Raw genomic sequence first — 15,092 nt, 5'->3', positions numbered from 1 at the left:
TTCCTCCGGCGGGGGTCACGGGGGCGGCGGTGGGTCGTCCCGGGCGAGTCGTGCGCATCGTCGACATCATGGCGACAGCCTTTCCGCCCCGGGGGCTTGGGTACCTTCGGCCGCCGGGGCTTCGCTCACGGCACGGTCCGCCGCCGCTGCGACCAGGTCGAGCAGCGGAAGCAGGTCGGCCGTCGCGGCGTTCGGGTGCAGCAGGGTGGCCTTCAGCCACAGGCGACGCCGGCCGTCGCCGTCCTCCGCCACCGCCCGGCCGAGCACGGCGCGTCCCTCGGCGAGCAGGATCCGCCGGACGGCGGCGACCACGGCGTCGCCCGCCTCCTCGGGCAGCGTGTCGGCCACCGTCGGCCGGAACAGCACGGTGCTGATGCCGATCCCGCCGGGCCGACGGCGCAGTGCGGGTCGCGCGTCGACGGCTTCGCCGAACTCATGGGCCGTCCGCACGCAGTGCTCCACCAGATCGCCGAGTCCCCGGCGGCCGAGCGCCCGGAAGGTGACCGCCATCTTCAGGGCGTCGGGGCGTCGGGTGGTGCGGATCGAGCGGCCCAGCAGGTCCGGGAGTCCGGCCTCGGTGTCGTCGTCGGCGTTGAGGTAGTCGGCGCGCAGGGACAGCGGCGTGAGCATCCCGGCGTCCGCGACGGCCAGCACCCCGGCGGCGACCGGCTGCCAGCCGAGTTTGTGCAGGTCGAACGTTACGGAGGCGGCGTGCTCCAGGCCCGCGAGCAGTGGGGCCAGCCGCTCGCTGAACAGCAGCGGACCCCCGTACGCGGCGTCGACATGGAGCTGGGCCGTGTGCCGTTCGGCGATCCGGGCGATCTCCGGGAGCGGGTCGATGCGCCCCTCGTCGGTGGTCCCCGCGGTGGCGACGACCAGGAGCGGCGTTCCGGCGAGGCCGGTCAGGGCACGGTCGAGGGCGTCCAGGTCGATCACGCCGTCGCGGCAGGCCACGACCGTGGGGGCGGGCAGTCCGAGCATCCAGGCGGCGCGGTGGACGCTGTGGTGGGCGTTGGCGCCGGTCACCACCCGCAGCGGACCGGGCGTCGCCCGTTCCCGGGCGAGGAGCAGGGCGACGAGGTTGGACTCGGTGCCGCCGCTGGTGATGAGCGCGTCGGGGGCGGGGGCCGTCGGGTGGACGAGCCGGGCGAGGGCGGCCGTGGTCAGCTCCTCGATCACCCCGGCCGCGGGTGCCTGGTCCCAGGAGTCCATCGAGGGGTTGAGTGCCGCCCCCGCCAGGTCCGCCGCGACGGCCACGGCGAGCGGCGGGCAGTGCAGATGGGCGACGCAGGCGGGGTCGGCCGGATCGGCGGCCCCTTCCGCGACCGCCCGGACCACGTCCGCGAGCGCCACCTCGGGGCCGACGCCCTCCTCCGGCAGCACCGGGGAGCAGAGGGCGCGGGTGCTCAGGGCCACCGCCCCGGGCCCTCCGGCGGGCAGCGGGCCGCCCCGGGCCCGGGGTGCGTCCTCCAGTGCGTCCAGGACGATCGCGGTGAGGTCCCGCAGCCGCCCGGGCCCGTCCGCACCGCCCGCGAGGAGGCCCGCCCGTACGCCCTGTGCGCCGGGCGCCGACGGCGTACCGGCGCTCACACCCCACGCTCCAGGGGCGGTTCACCGGACGGCGGGAGGTGAGCAGGTGGCATGGCGAAGCCCTTCGGTCAAAGTGCGCGGCGGGGTCGGGCGGGAGCGGTGTCCGCACGCAGGGCGGTACCGGGGGCGGGAAAGAAGATCCACCACCGGATATCCGCTGGTTAGGCTAACCTAACTTCGAGGGTGCGCAGGACGGCGGCCCGCCGGGCCATGGAGGCTACTTCGCTTACCAGGGGCCCGGGTTGCCGGGTCCCACCTACGCCGCCCGGCGCAACGCGTCGGTGGTTCCCAGCAGTTCGGGCGGCAGGTAGCGGGAGCGGACGCCGAGTTCCCATCCGTGCACCTGCACCGCGAGCGCGGCCAGGGCGAGGGCGTCGAGCGGCAGCAGGCTGCGGGGCGCGGGAGCGGGCCCCTGGTTCTCCCGGTAGGTGTCGAGCCGGTCCGCCAACGCCGCTTCGAACGCGTGCTGTTCGTCGTCGAGGAGGATGCGCAACAGTCGCTGATCGGGGGTCGGTTCGCCCACCGCGTCGAGCGCGGCGGCGGCCTGTGCCCGCTCGGCCGCATCGGGCTTGCGCAGCGTCACGGTGGGCCGGTGGCGGGGCTGGGGTCCCTCCGCCTCGGCCAGGTACAGGCACAGGGCGTCCATCGCGGCGAGGTCCGCCGGGTCCGACACCGAGTCGAACCAGGAGTGCGGAACGCCTTCGTGGATCTCGGGCGCGTAGTCGTGGAGCAGCTCCAGTCCGATGACCCGCTGCCAGTCCCATACCAGCCCGCTGACCAGGGCGACGGCGAACGTGTCCATCCAGGTGCGGGCGGAAGGGGCCGGCGCTCCGTCGGAGGTGACGGCGGCGCTGAAGGATCTGTAGGGCATGTCCTTGGTGCTGAGTTCCTCGCCGATCAGCGGGAAGAGGATCTCCTGTCCGCCCTCGGGGAAGCAGCCGACGCTCATCTCCCCCAGGTGGCACTCCGCCGCCGTGCGCAGCGCGGCGCGTGCCACATCGTCGAGTGCGGCCCCCCGCCCGGTGCGGGCGGCGACATGGTCGAGCAGTTCCCCGGCCAGTTCGCGCATGCGCCGCGGGGCCGGGTCGTCGTAGCGCATTCCGTGCCACCGGCCCGCGGTGCGCCCGACGATGCCTTCCGACGCCTCGTCCAGCCGCCGGGCGTCCACCTCATGACACGTCACTTCCCGCACGCACCCCGCCCTTTCGTGATCTTCGATCCGGAAGCGGCACGCTATCAGCGGGCTCGGACATGGCCCGGGCCCGACGGGTACGGCCCGGTGCGGGAGCGGCGGTGGCCGCTCCCGCACCGGGCCGCGATCACGCCGCTTCGGTGGGCAGCTCCGCGCGGATCTCCCGCGCGGCGGCGACCAGGTTCTCCAGGGAGGCCCGGGTCTCGGGCCAGCCACGGGTCTTCAGGCCGCAGTCGGGGTTCACCCACAGGCGCCCGGCCGGAATGGCCTCAAGTCCCTTGCGGAGCAGGGCCGCCGCCTCTTCGGCGCTCGGGATGCGCGGGGAGTGGATGTCGTAGACGCCGGGTCCGGCCTCACGGGGGTAGCCGTGGGCGGCCAGTTCGCGGGCGACCTGCATGTGGGAGCGGGCCGCCTCCAGGCTGATGACGTCGGCGTCGAGGTCGTCGATGGCCTGGACGATGTCGCCGAACTCCGCGTAGCACATGTGGGTGTGGATCTGGGTGTCCGGCCGCACCCCGGCGGTGGCGAGCCGGAAGGACTCGGTCGCCCACTCCAGGTACGCGGCGTGCTCGGCGGTCCGCAGCGGAAGCGTCTCGCGCAGTGCGGGCTCGTCGACCTGGATGACCGAAGTGCCGCTCGCCTCCAGGTCGTTGACCTCGTCGCGCAGGGCGAGGGCCACCTGGCGGGCGGTGTCGCCGAGCGGCTGGTCGTCCCGGACGAAGGACCAGGCGAGCATGGTGACCGGGCCGGTGAGCATGCCCTTGACGGGGCGCTCGGTGAGCGACTGCGCGTACGTGGTCCAGCGCACGGTCATCGGCTCGGGGCGCGAGATGTCGCCCGCGAGGACCGGCGGGCGGACGTAGCGGGTGCCGTAGGACTGCACCCAGCCGTGCTGGGTGGCGAGGTAGCCGGTGAGCTGCTCGGCGAAGTACTGCACCATGTCGTTGCGTTCGGGCTCGCCGTGCACCAGGACGTCGAGTCCGGCCTTCTCCTGGAAGGAGAGGACCTCGCGGATCTCGTCCTTGATCCGGTCCTCGTAACCGGCCTCGTCGATACGGCCGGCCCGCAGGTCGGCCCGCGCGGTGCGCAGTTCGGTGGTCTGCGGGAAGGAGCCGATGGTGGTGGTCGGCAGCAGCGGCAGCCCGAGGTGGGCGCGCTGGGCTGCGGTGCGTTCGGCGTACGGCTGCGAGCGGCGGCCGTCGGCGTCGGTGATGGCCGCCGTACGCGCCCGGACGGCCGGGTCGCGGGTGATGGCGGCGTCGGCGCGGGAGGCCAGGTCGGCCCGGTTGGCGGCGAGTTCGGCGGCGATGGCCTCGGTGCCGTCGGACAGACCGCGCGCCAGGACCACGATCTCCTGGGTCTTCTGCTTGGCGAAGGCGAGCCAGCGGGCGATCTGCGGGTCGATGTCGCTCTCCGCCCCGGCGTCCAGCGGGACGTGGAGGAGGGAGCTGGAGGCGGAGACGTCGACGTGGTCCGCGAGGCCGAGGAGCGTGCCGAGGGTGGCGAGCGACTTCTCGTAGTCGTTGATCCAGATGTTGCGGCCGTTGACGACTCCGGCGACCAGGCGCTTGCCGGGCAGTCCGCCCGCCGCCGCGAGGTCGTCGAGGTTTCCGGCGCCGGACTCGGTGAAGTCGAGCGCGAGACCGTCGACGGGGGCCTTGGCCAGGACCGGCAGCGCCTCGCCGAGCCGCCCGAAGTAGGAGGCGACCAGCAGCTTCGGCCGGTCGGCGAGTCCGCCGAGCTCGCGGTAGGCGCGGGCCGCGGCGTTCAGCTCGGCCGGGGTGCGGTCCTGGACGAGGGCGGGCTCGTCGAGCTGCACCCATTCCGCGCCGGCCGCCCGGAGGTCGGCGAGGACCTCGGCGTACACGGGGAGCAGCCGGTCCAGCAGGGTCAGCGGCTCGAAGTCCGCGGCCACACCGGGGGCCGCCTTGGCGAGCAGGAGGTAGGTGACGGGGCCGACGAGCACCGGGCGCGGGGTGTGGCCGAGCGCGAGGGCCTCCTTGAACTCCGCGACCTGCTTGGCGGAGTCGGCGGCGAACACCGTGTCCGGGCCCAACTCGGGCACCAGGTAGTGGTAGTTGGTGTCGAACCACTTCGTCATCTCCAGCGGCGCGACATCCTGCGTGCCGCGGGCCATGGCGAAGTAGCCGTCGAGGGCGTCGGCGCGGACCGCTTCGCGGTGCCGCTCGGGGACAGCGCCGACCATGACGCTGGTGTCCAGGACATGGTCGTAGTACGAGAAATCACCGGTCGGCACTTCGTGGACGCCGGCCTCGGCGAGCTGCTGCCAGGTTCCCCGGCGCAGTTCGGCGGCGGTCTGCCGGAGGGTGTCCGCGGTGACGCGGCCCTTCCAGTAGCCCTCGATGGCCTTCTTCAGTTCACGGTTCTGACCCTGGCGGGGGTAGCCGTACACGGTGGCCCGTGCTGCCGCGGCTGCGGGCTTCGCTGTCACGTGACTCTCCTTCGCGAGCGTGTCTGCTGTGCAGATCCCGGGACGGGACGCGAACACGAAGGGATGACGCATCGGGCGGACGCCGGGACACCTGGAACCGTGTCCGTCCACCTGATGGTTACGCCGACCCGCCCACGAGGTCACCGAGATCTCCGCACGCGAACGGTCGCGTGCGGGCAGCGGGCAGGTCTTCGGACTCGCGGGCACGTCTGCCGGAGGCAGACACCTAATGGCCGTCGCTTCCCAGACCCGGCCGGGCCCAGTGCGTATGACGGCGGTCGTTCCCACTCACCGCTGCGGGGCAGTCCCGGATTCCCACCGGGTTCCCTCTTACGACACCCCATCTGGCGGACAGGGCGAACCAGCTGCACCGGTCACCCTAAGGGGGCGACCGCCGGGCGCACACCGTTGTTCACACTTCGGACGGTGATGTGAGACACGGGGCGGCGGTTTCCGGCCGTCCACGGTCCGCGTCGCCCGGGGGCGGTCCGGTGCGCCGGCGCGTGCCCGGCAGCAGCGCCGCGGGGACCAGCGCGAGCGCGGCCGTCGCGGCGAGCACCAGGAGCGCCGTGCCCATCGCCCCCTCCCACCGTTCCGCCTGTCCGGCCCCGGCGGCGGGCAGCAGACCGGCGGCGACGGCGATGCCGAGGACGGGTCCGATGTTCACGGCGGTCTGTTTGAGGCCGCCCACCACTCCGGCGTACCCGGGCGGCGCGTCGCCCACCACCGTGCCGGTGGCGGTGACCATCACCGTGGCGTACCCGGCGCCCAGCACGGCGAAGGCCGCGCCCGTCGCCACGGGTCCGGTGGTGCTGTCGGTGCCGGCCAGCCAGCCGATGCCGAGGACGACCAGCAGGGTGCCGCCGAGCGCGGTGGTCCGCGCGCCGAGTACGCGCAGCAGCCGCCCGGCGACCGGCGCGCCGACGATCATCAGGGCCGTCATGGGCAGGGCGCGCAGGGCGCTGTCGAGCGGGGCGAGGCCCAGCGCGTACTGCAGGAAGTACGTGCTGACGAACAGGGCGCCGAACAGGCCGCTCGCGGTGAACAGCAACATCGCCATGGAGGCGGTGACCGGTACGGACCGTGCGACCGCCGCCGGTACCAGCGGATCGCGGCTGCGGCGTTCGTGGCGGACGAGGACCGCCGCGACGGCGGCCGAGCAGAGCAGTCCCGCCACCGTGCGGCGGTCGGCCCAGCCGTGGAGTTCCACTTCGGCGAGGGCGTTCACCAGGAGGGCGAGCGCGGCCGCGAGCAGGAGGCCTCCGCCGATCTCCGGGCGGCGGCCCGATGTCCGTACGGCGGTGTCCTTCGGGACGCGGGCCGCCAGGCAGAACAGGCCGATCAGGAGCGCGATGGGCACGTTGACGACGAAGACGGACCGCCAGCCGAACCGCGCCACCAGGAAGCCGCCGAGCAGCGGACCCGCGGCGGCCGCCACTCCGATGGCGCTGGTCCGCAGGGCGACCGGCAGGCCGAGCCGGTCCGGCGGGTAGACCTGGCGCAGCAGGGCCAGCGTCGCCGGCTGCAGCAGGGCTCCGAACACTCCTTGTACGGCGCGCAGCGCGATGACCCAGCCGACCGAGGGCGCCACGGCGATGCCCATGGACGCGGCCCCGAAGCCGAGCGATCCGGTCAGGAGCAGTCGGGTGTGGCCGTACCGGTCCCCCAGCCGTCCGGCGAGGACGAGAAGACTCGCCACCGCGAGGAGGTACGCCGTACTCGTCCACTGCACCTGGGCGAGGGGCGCGGAGAGGTCGCGCTGAAGGCTGGGCTGGGCCACGAAGAGGACGGAGCCGTCGAGCGCGACGATCATCGCCCCGGCGACACTGCCCGCGAGGGCGAGGCGGGGCCGGGCGGGGGCGGTCGCGGGGCCGGTCGACGGGGGTACGGGCGGGGGCGCGGGTACGGTCACGGTTTCGCCGGTCCGAGGTGGGCGTCGACGGTCCGGGCGATCAGCGGCGCGAGGCTCTCGCGGGCGCGCGGGTCGCCCGGTGAGGGGGCGTCGAGGGTGAGGGAGAGGCTTCCCCAGCTCCACAGTTGGGCGATGCCGTGGACGTTCGCCCAGAGGGCGGCGGCCACGACGTCCGGGGCGGGCTCGGGCCCGGCGGACGACGGCCGGGCGGGGTCCTGCCGGTGCCGGGCGACCAGGGCGACGAGCGAGGCGAACAGCGGGAGGGTCTTCTCGCGCAGCCTGGGCCGCCCGTCGGCCTCGTCGCCGCCGTCCAGCAGGTCGTGGCGGAACATCAGCTCGAACATCGGGCGCTGCTCGACGGCGAATCCGACATAGCCCTCGACCAGGAGGCACAGCTGGGCGCGCGGGTCGCCGTCCGGCCGGAGCGAGGTGTCGAGCCGGTCCTTCAGGGCGTCGAATCCGCGCCCCGCGATGGCGGAGAGCAGCGAGCGGTGGGTCGGGAAGTGGCGGCGCGGCGCGCCGTGCGAGACACCGGCACGACGGGCGATCTCCCGCAGCCCCAGCGCCGCGATCCCCTCGGCCGCCACCATCTCGACGCCGATGTCCACCAGTCGTTCCCGCAGCGGGATTTCGTCTTCCATGAAGAACTTCTAGCACCATCGAGTAGACAGTGTCTACTCGATGGGCGGGGAGCGCCACGGGCGTTCCGCATCCGTTCCGCCGTTCGTCACGCGCTCCCTGACCACCGGTCAGGTCGTGGACCTCGACTGTGCGGAGGCAGTGACCCAGATGTAACCGAATGGCGTAGAGAACGCGGAACCACGGAGCGTCACAAGCCGTTCTTCTTCCCACTACACGGCCGCCGGACCCCGGCGACGTTCGACCAGAGGAAAGGAAAACGCCCTATGAAGAAGACCGTCGGATGGGCCCAGGACGGCGACGACTGGACGATCACGGTGAACGGCACGCTGTATCGCGCGATCGAGCGGCCGACGGACGGCCGGGTGCACAACTATCTGGTGCGGGGCGACGACCTGACCGCCGAGTGCCCGAGCCTGGGACACGGGCTCGGCGTGATCCGGGCGCACGAGACCCGGCGCTGACACCCCGCCGGTCCGACGACGAGGTGCGGAGGCCGCTGCCGCCCGCGCCTCGACGTGGACCCGTCGCCCGTCCGTGGCCTCAGGCGTCCGTGGCGTCCGGCGCCGGGCGCAGCAGATAGGTGTCCATGATCCAGCCGTGCCGCTCGCGGGCCTCCGCGCGCAGCCGGCTGATCCGTTCGGCCACCTCGTCGAGCGGGCCGGAGACGAGGATCTCGTCCGGGGTGCCGATGTACGCGCCCCAGTGGATCCACAGCCCCCTGCCCGTCAGATGGGTGAAGGTCTCATGGCCGTCGAGCATCACGACGATGTCGACGTCGTCCCCGGGAAAGCCCTGGGCCAGCCGCCGGCCGGGGGTGATGTGGATGGGGCGGCCGACCCCGTTCAGGGTGACGCGGTGCCGGGCGGCGAGGGCGGAGACGCTGCTGATGCCGGGGATCACCTCATGGCCGAATTCCACCGTGCCACGGCCCCGGATGTCGTCGAGGATCGCGAGGGTGCTGTCGTACAGCGAGGGGTCGCCCCACACCAGGAAGGCTCCGCACTGCCCCGGCGCGAGCTCCTCGATGATCAGGCGTTCGCAGATGTCGGCGCGGCGCTGCCGCCAGTCGTGCACCGCCGAGGCGTAGCGCCCGCCGTCCTGCTGGGTGCGGTCCCGCCACGGGTCCTCGGCCTCCACGACGCGGTAGGGGCCGGTGAGGTGTTCGTCCAGGATGTCCCGCCGCAGCCGGGTCAGGGACTCCTTCTCCTTGCCCTTGCCGAGCACGAAGAAGACGTCGGCCCGGCGCATGGCCTTCACCGCGGCGAGGGTCAGATGGTCGGGGTCTCCGGCGCCCATGCCGATGACGAGGACGTGGCGCGGTGCGTAGCTCATGTCGGCCGATCATGCCAGGGGCGAGCCGGGGTGGACTTACTAGGACGTCCAACTATATCTTCGGGGCAGCGGGGTGGCCGGTGCGCAGCCGGACGCCCTCAAGGCCCGTGGTGTCAGGGAAGCCGGTGCGAATCCGGCGCGGTCCCGCCACTGTGACCGGGGAGTTCGTCCTCGCAGGACACGCCACTGACGGCGAAGCCGCCGTCGGGAAGGCATGAGGACGGGCGTCGATCCGGGAGTCAGGATACCGGCCGCGGGATGTTCCGTGTTTCCACGAGGATGGAGCAGACACGCATGGCACCGGTCCGCATGCCCGGCCCCGCAGGCCCGTCCCGGCGAGCGGTTCTTCCCGCCCCCTGACGGCCCACGCCCTTCGCGTCCCACCCACGGCAGGCCCCTTCGCGCCCGCGCACCGACGGTGCGCCGTGCGCCGGAGCCGCCGCGTGCCATCCCCGGATCTCACCTGACGATCTCACCGACGAGAGCAGGCTTTCCATGGTCCGCGAACTCACCCATTTCATCGGCGGCAAGCAGACGCCCGGCACCTCGGGCGCCTACGGCGATGTGTACGACCCCAACACCGGCCGGGTCCAGGCCCGGGTACCGCTGGCCGACCGCGCCGAGACCGAGGCGGCCATCGCCGACGCGGCCGAGGCCCAGCACGAGTGGGGCGAGTGGAACCCGCAGCGCCGCGCCCGGGTGCTGCTGCGCTTCCTCCAGCTCGTCGAGCAGGAGAAGGACGCGCTGGCCCGGCTGCTCTCCTCCGAGCACGGCAAGACCGTGGCGGACGCGCACGGCGACATCGCGCGCGGACTGGACGTGGTGGAGTTCGCCGCCGGTGTCCCGCACCTGGTGAAGGGCGAGTTCAGCGACAACGCCGGGTCCGGCATCGACGTCCACTCGCTGCGCCGGCCGCTCGGCGTCGTCGCGGGCATCACCCCGTTCAACTTCCCCGCGATGATTCCGCTGTGGAAGGCGGCCCCCGCTCTGGCCTGCGGAAACGCCTTCATCCTGAAGCCCTCCGAGCGGGACCCGTCGGTGCCGTTGCGCCTGGCCGAACTGTTCCTGGAGGCGGGGCTGCCGCCCGGGGTGCTCAACGTCGTCAACGGCGGCAAGGAGACGGTCGACACCCTGCTGGAGGACCCGCGCGTCAAGGCGCTCGGCTTCGTCGGCTCGACCCCGATCGCCGCGCACATCTACGCCACCGCCGCCGCCCACGGCAAGCGCGCGCAGTGCTTCGGCGGGGCGAAGAACCACATGATCGTGATGCCGGACGCCGACCTGGACCAGGCGGTGGACGCGCTGATCGGGGCGGGTTACGGATCGGCGGGCGAGCGGTGCATGGCGATCTCGGTGGCGGTGCCCGTGGGCGAGGCCACCGCCGACGCGCTGGTCGCCAGGCTCACCGAGCGGATCGCCGAGCTGCGGATCGGCCGCTCGGACGACCCGGACGCCGACTTCGGGCCGCTGGTGGGCCGCGACGCGGTGGAGCGGGTCCGCGGCTATGTCGATCTCGGCGTCGAGGAAGGCGCCGAACTGGTCGTCGACGGCCGTGACTTCACCCTGGAGGGTCACGAGGACGGCTTCTTCGCGGGCGCCTCGCTCTTCGACCGGGTCACTCCGGACATGCGGATCTACCAGGAGGAGATCTTCGGCCCGGTGGTGTCCGTGGTCCGCGCGGCCGACTACGAGGAGGCGCTGCGGCTGCCCTCGGAGCACCCGTACGGCAACGGCGTGGCGCTCTTCACCCGCGACGGCGACACCGCGCGCGACTTCACCCGCCGCGTCGACACCGGCATGGTCGGCGTCAACGTGCCGATCCCGGTGCCGGTCGCGTACCACACGTTCGGCGGCTGGAAGCGGTCCGGCTTCGGCGATCTGAACCAGCACGGTCCGGACGCCATCCGCTTCTACACCCGTACGAAGACCGTCACTTCGCGCTGGCCCGCCTCGGGAATCCGGGACGGCGCGAGCTTCACGATTCCGACCATGGGATGAGTGCCGTGACCACGCTCCTCACCGACGACCAGCTCGCGGTCGTCGAGACGACCCTGGACTTCGCCCAGGAACACCTGGCCCCGCACGCCGTCGCCTGGGACCAGGACAAGCACTTCCCCGTCGACGTCCTGCGCAAGGCGGCGGAACTCGGCCTCGGCGGCGTCTACGTACGCGACGAACTCGGCGGCTCCGGGCTCTCCCGCTCCGACGGGGTCCTGGTCTTCGAGGCCCTGGCCACCGGCTGCCCGTCCATCGCGGGCTATCTCTCCATCCACAACATGGTCGGCTGGATGATCGACCGGTACGGCGGCGAGGCCCAGCGCGGCCGCTATCTGCCCGCGCTCTGCACCATGGAGCAGCTCGGCAGCTACTGCCTGACCGAGCCGGGCGCCGGGTCCGACGCCGCCGCGCTGCGCACCCGCGCGGTCCGCGACGGCGGCCACTGGGTGCTGACGGGGACGAAGCAGTTCATCTCCGGGGCAGGCGCCTCGCATATCTACATCGTGCTGGCCCGCACCGGCGACGACGGGCCCCGGGGCATCTCCGCGTTCCTCGTCGAACGCGACGATCCCGGGCTGTCGTTCGGGGTCAACGAGAAGAAGATGGGCTGGAACGCCCAGCCGACCCGGCAGGTCCTGCTGGACGAGGTGCGGATCCCGGCCGACCGGCTGCTCGGCGAGGAGGGCGGCGGCTTCCGTATCGCGATGAACGGCCTGAACGGCGGCCGACTGGGCATCGCCGCCTGCTCGTTGGGCGGTGCGCAGAGCGCGCTGGACCGGAGCCTCGCCCATCTCGCGGACCGGGAGGCGTTCGGCGCCCGGCTGCTGGACTCGCAGGCGCTGCAGTTCCGGCTGGCCGACATGGCGACCGAGCTGGCGGCGGCCCGCGCCCTGGTACGGCAGGCGGCCGAGGCGCTCGACCGAAATGTGGCCGGTGCTCCGCAACTGTGCGCGATGGCCAAGCACTTCGCGACCGACACCGGCTACTCGGTGGCCGACCGGGCGCTCCAACTGCACGGCGGCTACGGCTATCTGGCCGAGTACGGCATCGAGAAGATCGTCCGGGACCTGCGGGTCCACCAGATCCTGGAAGGGACCAACGAGATCATGCGCGTCATGGTGGCCCGGAGCCTGACGGGAGCCCTGCGATGACCGAGGAACTCGTGCTCGCCCGCACCGAGGGGCGTACCGGGGTGCTGACGCTGAACCGGCCGAAGGCGCTCAACGCCCTCACCCACGCGATGGTGGAGACGATCGCGGCGGCCCTGGACCGGTGGGAACACGACCCCGAGGTGGGGGCGGTCGTCATCACCGGGGCCGGGGAGCGCGGCCTGTGCGCGGGCGGCGACATCCGGTCCATCCACGAGGACGCCCGGGTGGGCGGCAGGGCCTCGGCCGCGTTCTGGCGCGACGAGTACCGGCTCAACGCCCGTATCGCCCGCTACCCGAAGCCGTATGTGGCGGTCATGGACGGCATCGTGATGGGCGGCGGGGTCGGCGTCTCGGCGCACGGCAACGTCCGGATCGTCACCGAGCGGTCCAAGGTGGCCATGCCGGAGACCGGGATCGGCTTCGTGCCGGACGTCGGCGGCACCTATCTGCTGGCGCTGGCCCCCGGCGAGCTGGGCACCCATCTCGCCCTGACCGGTGCGGTGGTGGGGGCCCGGGACGCCCTGCTGTGCGGGCTCGCGGACCACTTCGTACCGCAGGAGGGCCTGCCCGCGTTCCTCGCCGAGCTGCGGACCGGGGCCCCGGCCCAGGTGCTCCCCCGCCATGTCCGGGACGCGCCCGACGGTGTGCTGGACGCCGACCGGGCCTGGATCGACCGCTGTTACGCCGCCGACACGGTCGAGGAGATCGTGGAGCGGCTGCTCGCCTCCGACGCCCCGGCGGCCGGCGAGGCGGCCGCCACGATCCTCGGCCGGTCGCCGACCGCGCTGAAGGTGACCCTGGCCGCGTTGCGCCGGGCGCGCGAACTCGGGCCGCTGGAACGGGTGCTGGAGCAGGAGTACCGCGTCTCCTGCGCGGCCCTCGCCTCCCCCGACCTGGTGGAGGGCATCCGGGCCCAGGTGATCGACAAGGACCGGAACCCGCGCTGGTCGCCCGGCACGCTCGTGGAGGTCACGGACGCGGACGTGGCCCGGTACTTCGCTCCGACCGGCGGCGAGGAACTCTCCCTCGCCGCGTCCGACTCACCGCAGGAGGTGCCCTGGTGACCACCACCGTCGCGTTCATCGGCCTCGGCCACATGGGCGGCCCGATGGCCGCCAACCTCGTCAGTGCCGGGTACCGGGTGCTCGGTCACGATCTCGTCGAGTCCTGTCTGTCGGCCGCCGTGGCGGCCGGGATCGAGGCGGCCCGGTCGGCCGCCGAGGCGGCGGCCGTCGCGGACGTGGTGATCACCATGCTGCCCGCCGGACGCCATGTCCTCTCCCTGTACGGGCCGGAGGGCCTGCTCGCCGCCGCCCGCCCCGGCACCCTGTTCGTCGACTGCTCGACCATCGACGTGGCGGACTCCCGGGCCGCCCACGCGGCGGCGGAGGCGGCCGGTCACCGGTCGCTGGACGCGCCGGTCTCCGGCGGCGTGGTGGGGGCCGAGGCGGGCACGCTCACCTTCATGGCCGGCGGCGAGGAGAGCGCGTTCGCACAAGCCGAGCCGCTGCTGGCGGTGATGGGCAAGAAGGCGGTGCACTGCGGCGACGCGGGCGCCGGGCAGGCGGCGAAGATCTGCAACAACATGATCCTCGGCGTCTCGATGATCGCGGTCAGCGAGGCGTTCGTGCTCGCCGAGAGCCTCGGTCTCTCCGATCAGGCGCTGTACGACGTGGCGTCGGCGGCCTCCGGCCAGTGCTGGGCGCTCACCGTCAACTGCCCGGTCCCCGGCCCGGTCCCGGCCAGCCCGGCCAACCGCGACTACCGCCCCGGGTTCGCCGCGCCGCTCATGGCGAAGGACCTCCAGCTGGCCGCCAATGCCCTGCGCGCGGGCGGCATCGACGCCGAACTGGGCCTGCGGGCGGCCGAGTTGTACGCACGGTTCGCCGAAGGGCCGGGGGCCGACCAGGACTTCTCCGGGATCGTCCGGGCCATCCGGGCCGCCTCGTCGAACACCACCGACGCACTGAAGGGCAGCACCACGTGAGCGAGCACAGCGAGACCGCGCCCACCCCGGGCCCGCACGGCACCATCCTGGTCGAGCGCCGGGGCCGTACCGCCCTGCTCACCCTGAACCGCCCCAAGGCCCTCAACGCGCTCAGCCTGGAGGTCATGCGGGAGACGGTCGAGGCGGCCGAGGCGCTGGACCGGGATCCGGAGGTCGGCTGCATCGTCGTCACCGGCAGCGGGACGAAGGCGTTCGCGGCCGGGGCGGACATCAAGGAGATGCAGCCGCAGAGCTACACGGACATGTATCTCAGCGACTGGTTCACCGCCTGGGACCGGCTCGGGCAGCTCCGCACGCCCACGGTCGCCGCCGTACGGGGCTACGCCCTGGGCGGCGGCTGCGAGCTGGCCATGATGTGCGACCTGGTCATCGCCGCGGAGTCGGCGGTCTTCGGGCAGCCGGAGATCCGGCTCGGGGTGATCCCGGGCATCGGCGGCTCCCAGCGGCTGACCCGGGCGATCGGCAAGGCCAAGGCGATGGACCTGTGTCTGACCGGCCGGAACATGGGCGCCGAGGAGGCGGAGCGGGCCGGTCTCGTCTCCCGGATCGTCCCGGACGCGGATCTGCTGACGGAGGCGCTGGCGGTCGCGGACACGGTCTCCGGAATGTCGGCGCCCGTGGCGATGATGGCGAAGGAGGCGGTGAACCGGGCCTTCGAGACGACCCTCGCCGAGGGCGTCCGCTTCGAACGCCGCCTGTTCCACGCGGTGTTCGCGACGGCCGACCAGAAGGAGGGCATGAAGGCGTTCACCGAGAAGCGGCCCGCGGAGTTCACGCACCGCTGATATCCGGGGCGCCGGGAACGCGGCCCGTGA

The 15,092-nt window shown here is 73.1% G+C and carries 12 protein-coding genes and 2 riboswitches; of the genes, 6 read left to right on the top strand and 6 right to left on the bottom strand.

Annotated features, from left to right (window positions below):
- Positions 1 to 66: 66 nt before the first annotated feature.
- The 5 genes from ACSMXR_RS31300 to ACSMXR_RS31280 form a co-directional block, all read right to left on the bottom strand.
- Entirely contained in the window at positions 67 to 1,590 is a 1,524-nt protein-coding gene (locus tag ACSMXR_RS31300) for a pyridoxal phosphate-dependent decarboxylase family protein (RefSeq protein ID WP_473170406.1), read from the bottom strand.
- Between the two features lie 256 nt (positions 1,591 to 1,846).
- Positions 1,847 to 2,782 carry an Imm49 family immunity protein gene (locus tag ACSMXR_RS31295; RefSeq protein WP_473170405.1) on the bottom strand — a complete coding sequence of 312 codons (936 nt, stop codon included), beginning with the start codon at positions 2,780 to 2,782 and terminating at the stop codon, positions 1,847 to 1,849.
- A 127-nt stretch (positions 2,783 to 2,909) separates the two neighbouring features.
- Complete coding sequence (gene metE, locus ACSMXR_RS31290) at positions 2,910 to 5,234, bottom strand: 5-methyltetrahydropteroyltriglutamate--homocysteine S-methyltransferase (RefSeq protein ID WP_137233936.1); 2,325 nt, start codon at positions 5,232 to 5,234, stop codon at positions 2,910 to 2,912.
- A gap of 165 nt (positions 5,235 to 5,399) precedes the next feature.
- Positions 5,400 to 5,615, bottom strand: a riboswitch (cobalamin riboswitch).
- Between the two features lie 31 nt (positions 5,616 to 5,646).
- On the bottom strand, positions 5,647 to 7,047 hold the full coding sequence (locus tag ACSMXR_RS31285; protein ID WP_473172468.1) for an MFS transporter: 1,401 nt from the start codon (positions 7,045 to 7,047) through the stop codon (positions 5,647 to 5,649).
- Between the two features lie 95 nt (positions 7,048 to 7,142).
- Positions 7,143 to 7,787: a TetR/AcrR family transcriptional regulator gene (locus ACSMXR_RS31280; protein WP_218524168.1), complete on the bottom strand. Its 645-nt coding sequence runs from the start codon at positions 7,785 to 7,787 to the stop codon at positions 7,143 to 7,145.
- A gap of 264 nt (positions 7,788 to 8,051) precedes the next feature.
- Here ACSMXR_RS31280 and ACSMXR_RS31275 point away from each other — a divergent pair, with 264 nt between their 5' ends.
- The gene (locus tag ACSMXR_RS31275) at positions 8,052 to 8,249 is read left to right on the top strand and encodes a hypothetical protein (RefSeq protein ID WP_030084228.1); all 198 of its coding nucleotides are present in this window, start codon (positions 8,052 to 8,054) and stop codon (positions 8,247 to 8,249) included.
- 79 nt (positions 8,250 to 8,328) lie between these two features.
- Here the strand turns inward: ACSMXR_RS31275 and cobF are convergent, their stop codons facing one another.
- Positions 8,329 to 9,120, bottom strand: a complete 792-nt coding sequence (gene cobF / locus ACSMXR_RS31270) for a precorrin-6A synthase (deacetylating) (protein WP_137233939.1) — start codon at positions 9,118 to 9,120, stop codon at positions 8,329 to 8,331.
- A gap of 91 nt (positions 9,121 to 9,211) precedes the next feature.
- A riboswitch (cobalamin riboswitch) is annotated at positions 9,212 to 9,390 on the top strand.
- Positions 9,391 to 9,615: 225 nt separating this feature from the next.
- On the opposite strand from cobF, the gene ACSMXR_RS31265 reads away from it, so the two are divergent.
- The 5 genes from ACSMXR_RS31265 to ACSMXR_RS31245 are packed head-to-tail and all read left to right on the top strand — an operon-like array spanning position 9,616 to position 15,062.
- Entirely contained in the window at positions 9,616 to 11,118 is a 1,503-nt protein-coding gene (locus tag ACSMXR_RS31265; protein WP_364882874.1) for a CoA-acylating methylmalonate-semialdehyde dehydrogenase, read from the top strand.
- The gene (locus ACSMXR_RS31260; RefSeq protein WP_473170404.1) at positions 11,115 to 12,269 is read left to right on the top strand and encodes an acyl-CoA dehydrogenase family protein; all 1,155 of its coding nucleotides are present in this window, start codon (positions 11,115 to 11,117) and stop codon (positions 12,267 to 12,269) included. Before ACSMXR_RS31265 ends, ACSMXR_RS31260 begins: the two co-directional genes overlap by 4 nt.
- Complete coding sequence (locus ACSMXR_RS31255; protein WP_473170403.1) at positions 12,266 to 13,333, top strand: enoyl-CoA hydratase/isomerase family protein; 1,068 nt, start codon at positions 12,266 to 12,268, stop codon at positions 13,331 to 13,333. Before ACSMXR_RS31260 ends, ACSMXR_RS31255 begins: the two co-directional genes overlap by 4 nt.
- A complete protein-coding gene (gene mmsB, locus ACSMXR_RS31250) occupies positions 13,330 to 14,256 on the top strand; it encodes a 3-hydroxyisobutyrate dehydrogenase (protein WP_473170402.1) in 927 nt (308 codons plus the stop codon). The genes ACSMXR_RS31255 and mmsB overlap by 4 nt, the downstream gene beginning before the upstream one ends.
- A complete protein-coding gene (locus ACSMXR_RS31245) occupies positions 14,253 to 15,062 on the top strand; it encodes an enoyl-CoA hydratase (protein ID WP_473170401.1) in 810 nt (269 codons plus the stop codon). Before mmsB ends, ACSMXR_RS31245 begins: the two co-directional genes overlap by 4 nt.
- The last annotated feature ends 30 nt before the right edge of the window (positions 15,063 to 15,092 follow it).

This window comes from Streptomyces sp. DSM 106670, assembly GCF_055792845.1.
The sequence above is the reverse complement of the archived record's forward strand: the minus strand, read 5'-3'. Positions and strand labels throughout refer to the sequence as shown.

Bases quoted from the DNA above. Each gene is read 5' to 3' on its own strand.
- ACSMXR_RS31275 (WP_030084228.1), top strand. From the start codon at position 8,052: ATGAAGAAGACCGTCGGATGGGCCCAGGACGGCGACGACTGGACGATC.
- ACSMXR_RS31285 (WP_473172468.1), bottom strand. From the start codon at position 7,047: ATGATCGTCGCGCTCGACGGCTCCGTCCTCTTCGTGGCCCAGCCCAGC.
- cobF (WP_137233939.1), bottom strand. From the start codon at position 9,120: ATGAGCTACGCACCGCGCCACGTCCTCGTCATCGGCATGGGCGCCGGA.
- ACSMXR_RS31265 (WP_364882874.1), top strand. From the start codon at position 9,616: ATGGTCCGCGAACTCACCCATTTCATCGGCGGCAAGCAGACGCCCGGC.
- ACSMXR_RS31260 (WP_473170404.1), top strand. From the start codon at position 11,115: ATGAGTGCCGTGACCACGCTCCTCACCGACGACCAGCTCGCGGTCGTC.
- ACSMXR_RS31280 (WP_218524168.1), bottom strand. From the start codon at position 7,787: ATGGAAGACGAAATCCCGCTGCGGGAACGACTGGTGGACATCGGCGTC.
- ACSMXR_RS31255 (WP_473170403.1), top strand. From the start codon at position 12,266: ATGACCGAGGAACTCGTGCTCGCCCGCACCGAGGGGCGTACCGGGGTG.